Here is a 13,942-nt window from a genome sequence, read left to right as displayed (position 1 = left end):
CTGCGTCTATAAGACAAACGACCTGTCCTGATTGTGCCAATGCTATTGCCAAGTTAGCGGCAGTCGTACTTTTCCCTTCGCCTGGAAGCGAGGAGGTCAACAGGATTGTTTTAGCTTGGCCCGAGACATTCGCAAATTGTAAATTGGTTCGCAGTTGCCTGAAGGATTCGGCTCTTGGGCTCTGGGGGCGGGTCTGAGTCAGTAGCGGCTTCTTGGTTGCGCCTTGAGCAAATGAGATCGCACCAATGATAGGGGCATCCGTGACTTTACGTACATCTGCATCACCGCGAATCGCGCTGTCCAAAGTTGACCTAAAAAGAGCAGCCGCCACCCCGAAGGCGAGCCCTACTAGCAGACCGAGCAAGATGTTCAGGCGGGTGTTTGGCGACGACGGGACTGGAGGTGCCAGCGCCGGCTTGATTACCGAAAGACTTACTGGAGACGCGCCGCCCGTTTTGGGCTTCTCGAGAGTGTCTACGGTTTTGATCAGGCTGTCTGCTACTGCCTGAGCAACTGCTGACGCCTGGACCGGCGAATGATCAGAAACCGCCACATTTATGAGTACTGTATTAGGCTCGGTGCTTGCTTTCACAGAACCGGCTAGCTCCCGCGCCGTCAGGGGTAACCCCAATGCGTCGATCGCAGGCTGTAGCACGGCCGGTGAAGTTACGGTCTGAACATAGGACTCAACTCGAGCCTGGCTGAAGGTGTTTCCCTGCTGCAGTTCCTGGACAGAACCAGAGCTTTGAATGGCAACAAACAGTTGTGTTTCTGCTGTATAGGTAGGTTTGGTCAGGATGGAAACAAGGCCTCCAACCAGCAAGCCTGCCAACGTTAGTGCGACAATTAGTAGCCAATTGCGCCGCAAAATGCGCAGATAGTCGCTAAGATTCAACGTGATCCCCCTGAGTCCAGAGCCGTGGCTACGCTCGCCGCTCGAGCGCCAGTAAGTGTCCAGTCTGGCCAATTGTACCGGCGATAAGGATGGCGCCCGTACCGCTGACCCTCGCGCCCTACTTGAATTGTCATCGGGATGACGAGAGTTGATAAGACGATTGCCACCTTGAACCAAAGTGTTTTTCGCCTCAGTTGTCCCGCATCAGGCCTTCATAGAAGCCCCTTGGTGGTACGCCTAGGCCCTGGGCTCCGGTACGACCAATAGTTGACTGACCAGCGTCACCGCGCCGTTCGCTCCACGTTTCGACGTGTCTCGATATACCAAAATCGTTTCCCCAGGCTCTTCGTCTTGCTGCGTAGCCTTACATCGAGGCGGGAAGGTGTTCTGAGGAAGGAACGTTGCAGGAGCAAGGTCGATGGGAGTACTTGGGTTCGTAGTGGACTGGGCCGGAAGCATTAAGCCTGCGCCGTCAATTACAGGAAAAGATACTTTTTCATCCACTGGGCGCCTGGGGGGCGGGTCCCTGTCGGACGCGCCTCATCACATCTCCCGAGGCGTCGTGCATGGGTAGATCTTCGCCGCGGCGCATAGAATCAACGTTCAGGATTGCCAGGGGTTGCATGCGTGAGGGACGGAGTAATGATGTCGGAATGGCTCGAAGTGGGAGCGGACAACTATTTGCTTGTCACTGAAGGATGTCTGCTGAACACCGGTCTCATTGTGGGCTCCGAGCGTGCCATGGTGATCGACACCGGCTGCGGCGCGAGACAAGCGTCGGAAATTTTGAACTCGGTGCGACGAAAGACGGACCTTCCCTTAGTGGTTACCAATACCCACGCCCACTACGACCACTTCTTCGGCAACGCAGTGTTCGCTGAAGCCGGTGTCACCGAATTCTGGGCCCATGAAAACTGTGCCAGGGAGATCGACCAACGTGGCGACCAGCAGCGCCGATGCGTTCGATCCGTCGAGCCTGAGATGTTCATAGGTGAGGGCAAGAACGTGGAACTGGTGGTCCCCAACGCGATCGTCAAAGACCAGCCGGTGCTGGTGGACCTTGGCGGCCTCACTGCAACCCTGTTCTACCTAGGCCGTGGACACACCAATGGGGACCTTCTCGTGGGTACGCCAACCACGCTGTACGTGGGCGACCTCGTGGAACAAGGTGGATACCCTTCCTTTGAAGACTCCTACCCGGAGGAGTGGGCGGACGTGCTACGGCACATCTCAGCGCTGCGGCACCGCTACGAATTCCTCATTCCTGGACACGGGGCGCCATGCAACGACCAGTTTGTGAAGACCATGGCTAACACCATGACTACGGCAGTACGCCAGGCGCGCCAGTCCATTCGGGATACCCCTGACGACGCTACCAAGGCCATTCCGGTGCTGCCCTACGGTCCCGAACAGTCCCGCTGGTTTATCAAGCGCCTGCAGGATACAGGCAGACCGGCGCACGAAGCCTCGTAACAATTTGTTTGTCTTGAGGAAATCTTGAGGTGCCATTCCTAGCATGTGCCCATGGGTCGACATGGGGGAGTGGGAGTCAGCGGTTCGCGCTACGTGCGGCGTGACCTAGGCCGACGGAGAGTGCAGCATCTTTCTTACTTCGCGCTTGCCGCTCTGGGAATGGCGTCAGCCGCGGTTGTGTTGTTGGCCCTCGGGCGATAACCAACAGCCGCTCAAGGGGTATCGCGTGACGTGACTTGTCAATGCACGAGTCACGTGCTTAGGTCAGAGCAATAAGGATGCTTATGACCCATGGAGATGATGTTGGCTATATCCGATTACGCACTGGCGCTTTCTGCGTTACTAGGTACCCTGTTGGTTCCCATCGTTGTGCTGTACCAGCTGCTGAGAATCAAGCGACGCACACGCTGGTTTTCCGTTCGCTCTGCATCCCAGGGAAAGCAGCGATAATCGTGCCCTACGTGGACATCAACCCGCACAAAAACCGCCCCAAGTGGGAGGGTTACGCCATCTTGACCCTCTTGCTGATCCTTACGGCAGGCGTGGTTTCCGCTGCCCTCATCCACCATTGATCAGGCGCTTCTGTTCCAGCCCCTAGACTTACTCTTTGAACTGGTGCTGCAGAACAGTTGGCCGAACGTCCGGGGGGACGGAGATGCGAGATCCGGCGGATCAGAATGCAGGCGCCCAAGCAGAGGACGCAGGGCAGCCGCAGCTGCGCGGACGCCGCAACCTTCGTCGTCCGATCGCTCACCGCGGGATGCCTGGAAGTAACCACGTCAGCTGTAAATTCCAACCCTTCGAGCCAGAACGACATCGGGCCCCGGTGACGCGGCGTCTCCTCCTGAGCGGAGGAGACTGCCGCGGCCGATGCCGTCAAGCCTTCCCATGCGCCGGCCTCCTCCCCGCCCCGGGGAGGAGGCCTCTACTGGCGGCTTCTCCCGCGCTACTGATGCTGACGAAAGCACACGAACCACTGTGCCGCCGTCGTCGGACCTTCCTGCCGAAGCTTCCTCTTTTCGTCGAAGCAAGCCCATCGTTGCGGACGCTGTTGCGGACACCCCTCTGCAGGACTTCATCAGCTCGCCAGGTTTATTCGTTAAGGAACAGAAACCCCGCCCTAGGGGCCGACTGCGTGGAACTGTCTACTCCACTACCAAGGGCGCGTGGAATCTTGGCCCGGGGCCCAAGCAGCGGCAGGAGGACGAGCTGGCTCGCCGGATCTCGCGTCAGCTTCAGGGCAGCTACAACCCGGCAATACTCAGCCTCAAGGGCGGTACCGGCAAGACATCAACCAGCGTGGGGATGGGTCTGACCCTAGCTGAATACAGCGGCGACGCGCCTTGTGACATTGACGCTAACCCTGACTCGGTGAGTTAGTGGAACGCGCCTTGGGCGAAGGCATTTACCAGCAGTCCAGGCCCCGCACCATTACTGGTTTGCTGGAAAACATTGAGTCCGTCGACTCGCTGACTGCACTTGCCCAGTATATGCATCATGCCCGGAGGCCCCACCTGATCCCGGGGGAGCAGGACCTAGAGGTCTCCGGCTCGCTGGGCAGAGGAGTACGTACGGATCTGGAAGCTTATCTCCAGCTACCACTCGGTGGCGCTGACAGACTGCCGCATGGGGGTCACCCACAACGCCATGAGCGGGATCCTGCAGTCTGCCGACAAACTGGTGATTGCCGCCGGGTACGCCGGGAGTGGCGGAAAGCGCGCGCAGCACGTTGCACTTGCTTGCCAGCCACGGCTAGAGGACTTGGCACACAACGCGATCGTGATGATTACGGACCAAGCCGAGGTGTTATCCCGTGTGGATAAGGTCGCCATCGAGGAGCATCTGGCAGGAATTTGCCGTGAACTGATCGCGGTCCTCACGATCTCGGCGTCGCAGACGGTGACCTGGTTACCCTCGATGTGCTCAAACCGGAGACGCGCCGCGCCTATAAGGAGATTGCTGGGGCCATTGTAGAGGGGTACTGATCAACGTTGGACGCCGCGGACTCTGAATGAGTATCGGAAGGCGGCGACAAGTAGTAGGTGAGTAAAAGGCAAGTAGTCATTACTGATGAACGGAACGGGCGGCGGGAATAGCCTTCCTGCATGCTGCGAACAATAACTCGAGTTCTCAGGATTGGGCCCAAATGCAGGTTCTGCGGGATCTCCCTCCGGCGCACACCACCGCCGGTGTTTTGCTCGCGAGCGTGCTTGGAAAGTTGGCAGTATAGGCAAGAGCACTTCCCCCAAGGGCTCAAGGTCCCCAGCTTTAGGGAGCTTTATAAGCAAGCGGCTAAAAGTGTTCGAAGTGGCACTTAGCCCTGCCGCGCATCCACATCCCTGAGCACCAGAAACGTCTGCGTGTCCAGTACCCCGGCCTGGACTGCAGCTGGTCGAAGACGTCCCGGCGCAGGCCGATGTTGTCCACGACGCGGGCCAGCGGGATCACATCGAAGTCGACGCCTGCCAGGGGGATGGGGTGCACGTGAGGGCTGGCGCCCAAGTGGCTCCGGGTGGCTCGCCGATGATGGCGTCGGCCGCCGCGTCAACGACCAGAACTCCGCCCTGGTCCGGCAGGGGCGCATGGCCGTCTACCCCCGTCACGGTTAGGAAGCCGTCATGACCTGCGGCGGCGTGCCGTCCGCGGCGCCCGCCCTGCCGCCGCCCACCGGTCTCCCTCAACTGACCCCAGCTTTCTGCAAGGTCTCGCACAATTCGGCAAGACCAGCGCGAGGGTTTGCATAGGTTATTCACAAACCCAGCATTTTCCGGATTCCGGGCCTGCAGGCCATGGTCCCATGGATGAAACGCCGCCCATTTCCTGGCTCCTGGGCGGCCACTATTGGGGGATTCATATTGGCTAAACATCTGGCGCGGGCTGCTGTCCGCCGTAACGGGCAGCGCCGGCGCCGTGCCGCACGTCTGGCTGTCGGCACAGGCAGCGCTGTTCTCGCCGTCCTTGCCGTCGGGCTTCAGGCAGACGGCTCGTTTTCCGCCTCCGGCCAAACGCCCGGCGGCGCGGGGACCCCACCAGCCGCCGCCCCGGCGATTGCACAGAATCCCGACTTGAGCTCGGCGGCCCTGTCCGCTTCAGCGGACGCCCGGCTCGCCTACACCCGCTCGACGGTGCGTACCGAAGCCAGGAAAGAGACCGCAAAAGTCAGTGTGTCCTCCGCCCCGGTGCGCCCGGCTGCCGGGACTCTGGAGGCGCCGCTGCCATCGCTTGCGCCGAGCTCGCCCTTCGGTCTCCGGACCAGCCCCATTACCGGGTCGGCGGGGGAGTTCCACTGGGGACTTGATTTCTCCGCAGCCTGCGGGACGGGCGTTTATGCCGCGGACACTGGCCTGGTGCGGGTGGTGGGCTGGCACCCCTGGGGCGGCGGCAACAGGGTGGAAATCGACCACGGCAATGGACTGATCACCACCTACAACCACCTCGAGGGAATCGCCGTCCATACCGGACAGCACGTGCAGGCCGGCGAACTTCTCGCCCAGGTGGGGACCACGGGGGCGTCGACAGGCTGCCACCTCCACTTCGAAACCATCCTGAACGGCACATACACCGACCCGGCCAAATGGCCGCTGCAGCCCCTCCACCCCGCCGCCGCCTCGGCCAACACAACGATGACGGACTACCAAAAGGCACACACGGCAGCGAATTCGGTCCCCTGGACCGTCCCGAGCGCGTCCCAGCTGAACAGCAATGCAGCCACGGAGCACGCCCAGAATCCCTCAAAAGATAAGGCGCAGGAACCGGGCGCGGACAATAAGTAGCCCCGGCCTCGGCCGACATCCGTGGCCGGCGGGCAGGTACTCCTGCGCTGACCAGCCTAGACTTACTGATTGAACCAGTGCCGCACAACCGTTTGCCGAGCGTCCGGGGGGACAGACATGCCAGATCCGGCGGATCAGAATGCAGGCGCCCAAGCACAGGATGCAGGGCAGCCGCAGCTGCGCCGACGCCGCGACCTTCGTCGTGCCGACGGCTCAGTGAAGGATGCCTGGACAGGAACCATGCCAACCATAAGCCCCAAAATGCCCAGCCAGAACGATGCCGAAGGGCCGGTTACGCGCCGGACGTCCTGGGCGGAAGCAGCCGCCGCAGCCGACGCGACCAAGCCGACCAGGGCGCCGTCCTCCGCACCCGCGGAAGCGGCCCCCGAAGCTGCTGTGCCGCCGTCGGAAGCCCCCGAGGAAGCACCGTCCTTCCGCCGCAGCCGCCCTAGGGTGGCCGAGGCGATCTCCGAAAGCCCCATGCCGGACTTCATCAGCTCACCCGGACTGTTCGTCAAGGAGCAGAAGCCCCGTCCGGTGGGCGGCTTCCGCGGCGCGCTGTACAACCTGACCGGCGGCGCGTGGAACCTGGGGCCCGGTCCCAAGCAGCGCCAGGAGGACGAGCTGGCGCGCAGGATTTCGCGGCAACTCCAAGGCAGCTACAACACCGCCATCCTGAGCCTCAAGGGCGGCATCGGCAAGACCTCCACCACGGTGGGTGTCGGCCTGACCCTGGCCGAATACCGTGGCGATGCGCCCTGCGCCATCGACGCCAACCCTGACTCGGGAGACCTGGTGGAGCGTGCGCTCGGCGAGGGGATCTACCAGCAGTCCAGTCCGCGGACCATCACGGACCTGCTCAGGAACATCGAATCCATCGATTCGCTGACGGCTTTGGCGCGGTACATGCACCACGCGGGCCGGCTGCACCTGATCGCGGGGGAGCAGGACCCGGAGGTCTCGGACTCTTTGACGGCGGAAGAGTATTTGCGGATCCGCAAGCTCATCTCCAGCTACTACTCGGTGGCACTGACCGACTGCGGCACCGGCGTGACGCACAACGCGATGAGCGGGATCCTGCAGTCGGCCGACAATCTGGTGATCGCTGCCGGCTATGCGGTGTCCGGCGCCAAGCGTGCCCGCAGCACCCTGCACTGGCTGGCCAGCCACGGTTACGAGGACCTAGCCCGGAACGCCATTGTGGTGATCACGGACAAGGACGAGGTGTCCTCCCGGGTGGACAAGGACGCGATCCAGGAGCATCTGGCGGGGATCTGCCGCGAACTCATCGCCGTGCCGCACGACCGGGGTGTTGCCGACGGGGATTTGGTGACCCTGGATGTGCTGAAGCCGGAGACGCGGCGGGCCTACAAAGAGATCGCCGCCGCTATCGTGGACGGGTACCGGTAATTCCCGGCCGCTTGCGGCGGGTACTGCATCCGGCACCGCGCACGCGTTGCGCCTCTGCAAAGCCGCCAACAACCTGCCCAGATTGAACGGGCCGGTCAGGCTTTCCCGTCCGCGCCGGAACACCCTGCCTAACCGGACGCCGCCCGCCCCTTGGCAAGGGTTTCCGCCCACCAGGCAAGTGCTTCCGCCAGGGCCTGGAGTTTCGGCTCAATCGGCTCGAACACGCTGAAGTCGGAGGGATCCTTCGACTGCATGGCAGGGCGGATGATCTCCGGAAGAATATGCACGGCATGGCGCACGGGAGCCATCTCGAGTTCCACAGCCACCATCCGCAGCTGCTCTATGACGCGGGCCCCGCCCACGCCGCCCCAGCCGATGAATGCCACGGGTTTGCGCTGCCATTCCACGAAGGTGTGGTCGATGGCGTTCTTCAGTACAGCCGGGTAGCCGTGGTTGTACTCGCCGGTCAGGATGACGAACCCGTCGGCTTCATCGAGTTTCCGGCCCAGCCGTGCCACGTCCTCATTGGGGTAGTTGCGTTTCGTCACGGACGGCGGCTTCTGGTCGAAGAAGGGCAACGGGTAGTCTCGCAGGTCCACCAGCTCAACCTCGAACCCGTAGTCCTGCAGCCGCCTGAGCACCCAGGGGACCACCCGTTCATTGAAGCGTCCGGTCCTGGTTGTTCCCATGATGACCTTGATCCTGGTCATGGAATCCTCCTGCAGGTGAACCGCGAAACCCTTGATGGAAAAACGCGCCCACGGCCGCCGTTATTTCACCTGCTCCGGCGACCTGCCGCCGTCGCCCCCGGGAATCTCCCAGGTTCATCCACCTAGGATGGTCCCCATGAAAGCTGCCCGAGATGCGGACTCCGCTGCCCTGGTGATCAATGCGGGCGCGCGCCGGGCAGCGGCAGCGCCGGACCTCGTGCTGGACAAGCTACACAGGGCCGGCCTCGCCATCTCTGCCGTGCATCGCATCAGATCGGGCGCGGAATTGGCCGGAACCCTCGACAGGGTGGCCGCCGACGGCCATGACCTGGTGGTTGTCGGCGGCGGCGACGGCACTGTGTCCTTCGCCGCCGGCAGGCTCGCCGGAACCCGGATCGTGCTGGGGGTCCTTCCGCTGGGGACCGCCAACGACCTTGCCCGCACGCTGGACATCCCCAGCAACCTGGACGCGGCCTGTGCTGCGCTCGCCGACGGGAAGGTGGTGGACATCGATCTTGGACGGGCCAATGGCCAGCCCTTCCTCAACGTTGCATCCGTTGGCCTGTCCGTCGGTGTCACCGAAGGTCTGAGCCCGCGGCTGAAGCGGAGGCTGGGGCCGCTGGCCTACGGCGTTGCCGCTGTCCGCGCCTATGCCAAACACAAGCCCTTCCGTGCCCGGCTTGAGTTCCCGGAGGGGGACCATCAAACCCTGGAGCTGGAGGACATGCTGCAGGTCGCAGTGGGCAACGGCCGGCACTACGGGGGCGGCAACGCGGTCTCGCCCACCGCAGGGATCGATGACCACACCCTCGATATCTACGCCATCCCCGGGGCGCCGCTGCGGGAGCATGTGAGGATCGCCCGGCTTCTCAAGGACGGCAGCTTCGTTGAGCGCGACGGCGTGTACCACCTGACCACCCAACGTGTCCGGCTGGTGACCGAGCCGCCGATGCCGGTGAACCTCGACGGCGAGATCGCCACGGTCACGCCCGCGGACTTCACCATCGACCGCAACGCCGTGCACGTCGTGGTGCCGCGGCACAGCACCGCGGCGTCGCTCGACGGCTAGAGCGTTCCCCTTACCGGGGAGCCTCCTACCGCGTATCCACATCCTCAAACACCAGGAACGTCTGCGTGTCCAGCACCCCCGGCATGGTCTGCAGCTGGTCGAAGATGACCCGGCGCAGGTCGATGTTGTCCACCGCCCGGACCAGCAGGATCACGTCGAAGTCCCCGCCCACCAAGGCGATGTGGTGCACTTCCGGGATGGCACCCAGCTGGTCCCGCAGTTCCCGCCAGGAATCCTGCTTCAGCTTCAGCGTCACGTAGGCCGAGGATTTCAGCCCCGCTTTGATCGGGTCCACCAGCGCCGTGAACCGGGTCAGCACGCCCTCGCCGGTCAGCCGCGCAATCCGGGTGTAGGCGTGCGCCCGGGAGATGTGGACGTTCTCCGCCACTTGCGTCACGGACATCCGGCCGTCCCGGGTGAGCTCGGCGATGATGGCGCGGTCGATCTCGTCCAACGGCACCTCTGCGGCCGCAGTTTCCTTGCCCGCCATTTCGTCCACGGCTCCCGTCGGTAATCCACATCACAGTGACAATTCGTCTCCCATCCTAGGCAGATCGGAGCAGCTTCTCCACGATTTGCGCAGGAGCTGGATACGAAACCTGCTCCGGGACAATACTGGGAGGGAATAGTGGCTACCGAAGGACGGACCAATGACGATCTCCGCAGACCACACCGCGCCGCACACCAGCCCGGCCGCGCCCGCAGAGGATGCGCTCACCGAGGCCGTGAAGAAGTTCGGCATCACGGTGGAGGACTACATGCTCCCCGCCCGGCACCAGATCCAGATGGTGGACCCGGACGGCCGGCTCAAGCCCGAAGGTGAGCAGGGCACCCAGCCCGGCCACGAATACCCCGTGCCCGGCGATGCTGAACTGCTGGCAGCGTACGAACAGCTCGTCGTCGGCCGCCGCGTCAACGACCAGAACTCCGCCCTGGTCCGGCAGGGCCGCATGGCCGTCTACCCCTCCAGCCACGGCCAGGAAGCCTGCCAGGTGGCCGCCGCCCTCTGCCTGTCCCAGGGCGACTGGATGTTCCCCACCTACCGCGACGCCGTCGCCGTCATGACCCGCGGCGTGGACCCCGTGCAGGTCATGACCATCTTCCGCGGCGACTGGCACGGCGGCTACGACCCCCTCCAGTACAAGGTGGGCATCCAGTGCACCCCACTGACCACCCAGCTGCTGCACGCCGTCGGAGTCGCGCATGCCGCCAAGCTCCGCGGCGAGGACACCGTGGTGCTGGCCATGTGCGGCGACGGCGCCACCAGCGAAGGCGACTTCCACGAGGCCCTCAACTTCGCCGCCGTCTTCCACCTGCCCGTCATCTTCTTCGTCCAGAACAACAAGTACGCCATCTCGGTGCCGCTGGCACACCAGTCCGTGGCGCCGTCGCTCGCCCACAAGGCCGTGGGCTACGGCATGGCCGGCGAACGCGTGGACGGCAACGACGTCGTGGCCCTCCTCGCCGTCCTGGACCGCGCCGTGAAACTCGCCCGCGAGGGCTCCGGCCCGCTGCTGGTGGAGGCCAACACTTACCGCATGCAGGCCCACACCAATGCCGACGACGACACCCGCTACCGGGAAAGCGCGGAGGTGGCCGAGTGGCGGGCCAAAGACCCGCTGACCCGGATGCGCACCTACCTCACCGACCGCGGTTTGCTGGACGACGACGGCGAGGCCAGGATCACTGCCCACGCTGAAGCGGTTGCCGCGCAGCTCCGCGAAGGCCTCAGTGAGGACGTCCCGGTGGATCCGCAGGACCTCTTCCGCCACGTCTTCGCCCGGCAGACGCCGCAGCTGAAGGAACAGTCCGCCATGCTCGCCGACGAGATCGCCCGCGACGCCTCGTCTACTGATTCGAAGGAGGCCGGCAAGTGAGCCCCACCATCACCACCTCGTCCGAGGCCAACGGCAACGTTTCCGCCGCCACCGCCCGGGCCGCCGCCTCCGCGGCAGCGTCCGCCGAAGCCGCCGGCCCGCAGCCGGTCACCATGGCCAAGGCCCTCAACACCGCCCTCGCTGACGCCATGTCCGCGGACTCCTCCGTCCTGGTCTTCGGCGAGGACGTGGGCACCCTGGGCGGCGTCTTCCGCATCACCGACGGCCTCACCGCCACCTTCGGCGAGCAGCGCTGCTTCGACACCCCGCTGGCCGAATCCGGCATCGTCGGCATGGCCGTGGGCATGGCCATCAACGGCATGCGCCCCGTCATCGAGATGCAGTTCGACGCGTTCGCCTACCCGGCGTTTGAACAGATCGTCAGCCACGTGGCCAAGATGCACAACCGCACCCGCGGCGCCGTGAAGCTGCCCCTGGTGATCCGCATCCCGTACGGCGGCGGCATCGGGGGAGTGGAGCACCACTGCGACTCCTCCGAGTCCTACTACGCCCACACCGCCGGCCTCAAGGTCTACACCCCGGCCACCGTGGCGGACGGCTACCGCATGCTCCGCGAAGCCATCGACTCGGACGACCCCATCATCTTCATGGAGCCCAAGAAGATGTACTGGACCAAGGACTCCGTGGACCTGGCCGAGCTGCGGCGCCAGCATGAGGAAGGGCTTCGTGCGGAAGGCACGACGGCGGGACGTGGCTCCGAGGGGCGGGCCGCCGTCGCGCGTCCCGGCACCGACGCCACGCTGATTGCCTACGGCCCGTCCGTGCCCACCGCTTTGGCTGCCGCCGAAGCTGCTGCGCTGGAGGGGCGCTCGCTGGAAGTGATCGACGTGCGGACCATCGTGCCGTTCGACGACGACACTGTGTCCGCGTCCGTCCGCAAGACCGGCCGGGCCGTGGTGATCGCCGAGGCGCACGGGTTTGCGTCCGTGTCCTCCGAGATCGTGGCCCGGGTGCAGGAACGCTGCTTCCACTACCTGGCCGCCCCCATCCGCCGCGTCACCGGCTTCGACGTCCCGTACCCGGCGCCCAAACTCGAGAAGTACTACCTGCCCGGCGTGGACCGCATCCTCGACGCCGTTGACGACCTTCAGTGGGAGAACTGACCATGAGCGAACCGCGCGTGTTTTTGCTGCCCGACCTGGGCGAAGGCCTCACCGAAGCCGAACTGGTGGCCTGGCATGTCTCCGTTGGCGACGAAATTGCTGTTGACCAGCCCATCGCCGAGGTGGAGACCGCCAAGTCCGCCGTCGAAGTACCCTCTCCCTATGCCGGGATTGTGGCCGAGCTGCACGGGAAACCGGGGGAGACCCTTGACGTGGGGAAGCCGCTGATCTCGGTGACGCCGCTCTCTACTGGCGTCGCCGCGGTTTCCGACGCGGGTGGGGCCGCGGATTATGCCGCCCCCGCCCCTTCGCCGGACAGCATTCGTCCTGCGGACGATGCTGCCGGCTCAGGAAGGCCCGATGCCACTCCCGGGGCGGCATCATCCGCGGCGGCTGAGGCGGAAACGTACCGTGAGGAGGAACGGGCCGGATCTGGAAATGTTCTGATTGGGTATGGAACTCCAGGCGGTCACGGCGTTGCCCGCCGTACCCGTGCTCCCAAAGCTTCGGTGTCGGTGCTGGAGCCGCAGGAAACCAAGCCTGGTGAGTCCAAGGAGGACGAGCTTGCGCTCCTGCGCACCCGCGTTCCCGGCAAGCTGGGCGCCGTGATCTCCCCGCTGGTCCGGCGCATGGCACGCGAGCACGGCGTCGACCTCGGCGACATCTCCGGCTCCGGCGACAGCGGCCTGATCATGCGCCGCGACGTGGAAGCCGCACTGCGGACAGCAGCGCCGGCGGCCGAGCCCGTCGAGGCCACGCCCGTCCAGGCCAAGCCCGCCCCGGTGGAAGAACCCGCCGCAACCGCGCCCGCCGAAGCCCAGGGCCGTGACGCCCGCACCGGACTCGACATCGCCGCACGCACGCCCGTCCGCGGCGTCCGCAAGGCGGTGGCCGCGAACATGGCCCGCAGCCGCTCCGAGATCCCGGAAGCAACGGTCTGGGTGGACGTCGACGCCACGGCGCTGGTGGAGCTGCGACAGGGGCTGAAGGCCAACGGCGCGGAGGTTCCCGGCCTGCTCGCGTTCATTGCCCGGTTCGTCACGGCGGGGCTGAAGAAGTACCCGGAACTGAACACGCGGATCGAGACGGCGGAGGACGGGTCGCAGGAGATCGTCGCTTTCGACGGCATCAACCTCGGCTTCGCCGCCCAGACCGACCGCGGCCTGGTGGTTCCTTCCGTGCGCGGTGCCGAGAAGCTCAGCGCCCGTGAACTCGACAGAGAGATCCGCCGGCTCACCAATGTGGCCCGGGACGGCAAGGCGACCCCGGCTGAGCTGGGCAGCGGAACGTTCACGCTGAACAACTACGGCGTGTTCGGCGTCGACGGCTCCGCGGCGATCATCAACCACCCCGAGGTGGGGATCCTCGGCGTGGGCCGGATCATCGACAAGCCGTGGGTGGTGAACGGCGAGCTGGCGGTCCGCAAGGTCACCGAGCTCACCCTGACCTTCGACCACCGCGTCTGCGACGGCGGCACGGCCGGCGGCTTCCTCCGCTTCGTGGCGGACGCCATCGAAAACCCGACGAGCCTCCTGGCGGACATCTAGCCTGGGCCGTCGGGCTGCCGTCGTTTCGACGCGCAAATCCATTCCCGACGCGCATAGTGGATGG

11 protein-coding genes and 1 pseudogene are annotated in these 13,942 nt (G+C 64.6%); 8 read left to right on the top strand and 4 right to left on the bottom strand.

Annotated features, from left to right (window positions below; all coding sequences use genetic code 11):
• Window positions 1-895 (bottom strand): YveK family protein (locus AC3IMC_RS08850; protein WP_490918090.1); only part of this gene is annotated, 895 nt, incomplete at its 3' end.
• Window positions 896-1,540: 645 nt separating this feature from the next.
• Here AC3IMC_RS08850 and AC3IMC_RS08845 point away from each other — a divergent pair.
• Together AC3IMC_RS08845 and AC3IMC_RS08840 are read left to right on the top strand one after the other, a co-directional pair.
• Complete coding sequence (locus tag AC3IMC_RS08845; protein ID WP_490918106.1) at window positions 1,541-2,368, top strand: MBL fold metallo-hydrolase; 828 nt, start codon at window positions 1,541-1,543, stop codon at window positions 2,366-2,368.
• A 1,647-nt stretch (window positions 2,369-4,015) separates the two neighbouring features.
• Window positions 4,016-4,342, top strand: a complete 327-nt coding sequence (locus AC3IMC_RS08840; RefSeq protein ID WP_490918089.1) for a hypothetical protein — start codon at window positions 4,016-4,018, stop codon at window positions 4,340-4,342.
• A gap of 340 nt (window positions 4,343-4,682) precedes the next feature.
• Here AC3IMC_RS08840 and AC3IMC_RS08835 read toward each other — a convergent pair.
• Window positions 4,683-4,888 (bottom strand): annotated as a pseudogene (locus AC3IMC_RS08835) (transcriptional regulator); the annotation flags it as partial.
• Between the two features lie 545 nt (window positions 4,889-5,433).
• Between AC3IMC_RS08835 and AC3IMC_RS08830 the strand changes: the two are divergent.
• Both AC3IMC_RS08830 and AC3IMC_RS08825 read left to right on the top strand, forming a co-directional pair.
• Window positions 5,434-6,141 (top strand): M23 family metallopeptidase, encoded by a 708-nt coding sequence (locus AC3IMC_RS08830; protein ID WP_490918088.1) that lies wholly within the window; start codon window positions 5,434-5,436, stop codon window positions 6,139-6,141.
• Window positions 6,142-6,381: 240 nt separating this feature from the next.
• On the top strand, window positions 6,382-7,551 hold the full coding sequence (locus tag AC3IMC_RS08825) for a MinD/ParA family ATP-binding protein (protein WP_490918087.1): 1,170 nt from the start codon (window positions 6,382-6,384) through the stop codon (window positions 7,549-7,551).
• A 128-nt stretch (window positions 7,552-7,679) separates the two neighbouring features.
• On the opposite strand, the gene AC3IMC_RS08820 is transcribed toward AC3IMC_RS08825, so the two are convergent.
• Window positions 7,680-8,261, bottom strand: a complete 582-nt coding sequence (locus AC3IMC_RS08820) for an NADPH-dependent FMN reductase (protein WP_490918086.1) — start codon at window positions 8,259-8,261, stop codon at window positions 7,680-7,682.
• Window positions 8,262-8,397: 136 nt separating this feature from the next.
• Here AC3IMC_RS08820 and AC3IMC_RS08815 point away from each other — a divergent pair, with 136 nt between their 5' ends.
• The gene (locus tag AC3IMC_RS08815; RefSeq protein WP_490918085.1) at window positions 8,398-9,330 is read left to right on the top strand and encodes a lipid kinase; all 933 of its coding nucleotides are present in this window, start codon (window positions 8,398-8,400) and stop codon (window positions 9,328-9,330) included.
• Window positions 9,331-9,355: 25 nt separating this feature from the next.
• On the opposite strand, the gene AC3IMC_RS08810 is transcribed toward AC3IMC_RS08815, so the two are convergent.
• Window positions 9,356-9,820, bottom strand: a complete 465-nt coding sequence (locus tag AC3IMC_RS08810) for an Lrp/AsnC family transcriptional regulator (RefSeq protein ID WP_490918104.1) — start codon at window positions 9,818-9,820, stop codon at window positions 9,356-9,358.
• A 160-nt stretch (window positions 9,821-9,980) separates the two neighbouring features.
• Here AC3IMC_RS08810 and pdhA point away from each other — a divergent pair, with 160 nt between their 5' ends.
• The 3 genes from pdhA to AC3IMC_RS08795 are packed head-to-tail and all read left to right on the top strand — an operon-like array spanning window position 9,981 to window position 13,878.
• Window positions 9,981-11,207, top strand: coding sequence for a pyruvate dehydrogenase (acetyl-transferring) E1 component subunit alpha (gene pdhA / locus AC3IMC_RS08805; protein WP_490918083.1), 1,227 nt, complete (start codon window positions 9,981-9,983; stop codon window positions 11,205-11,207).
• A complete protein-coding gene (locus AC3IMC_RS08800; protein WP_490918081.1) occupies window positions 11,204-12,331 on the top strand; it encodes an alpha-ketoacid dehydrogenase subunit beta in 1,128 nt (375 codons plus the stop codon). The genes pdhA and AC3IMC_RS08800 overlap by 4 nt, the downstream gene beginning before the upstream one ends.
• 2 nt (window positions 12,332-12,333) lie before the next feature.
• Window positions 12,334-13,878, top strand: coding sequence for a dihydrolipoamide acetyltransferase family protein (locus tag AC3IMC_RS08795; RefSeq protein ID WP_490918080.1), 1,545 nt, complete (start codon window positions 12,334-12,336; stop codon window positions 13,876-13,878).
• The last annotated feature ends 64 nt before the right edge of the window (window positions 13,879-13,942 follow it).

The organism is Arthrobacter sp. E70 (assembly GCF_058266945.1).
The sequence above is the reverse complement of the archived record's forward strand: the minus strand, read 5'-3'. Positions and strand labels throughout refer to the sequence as shown.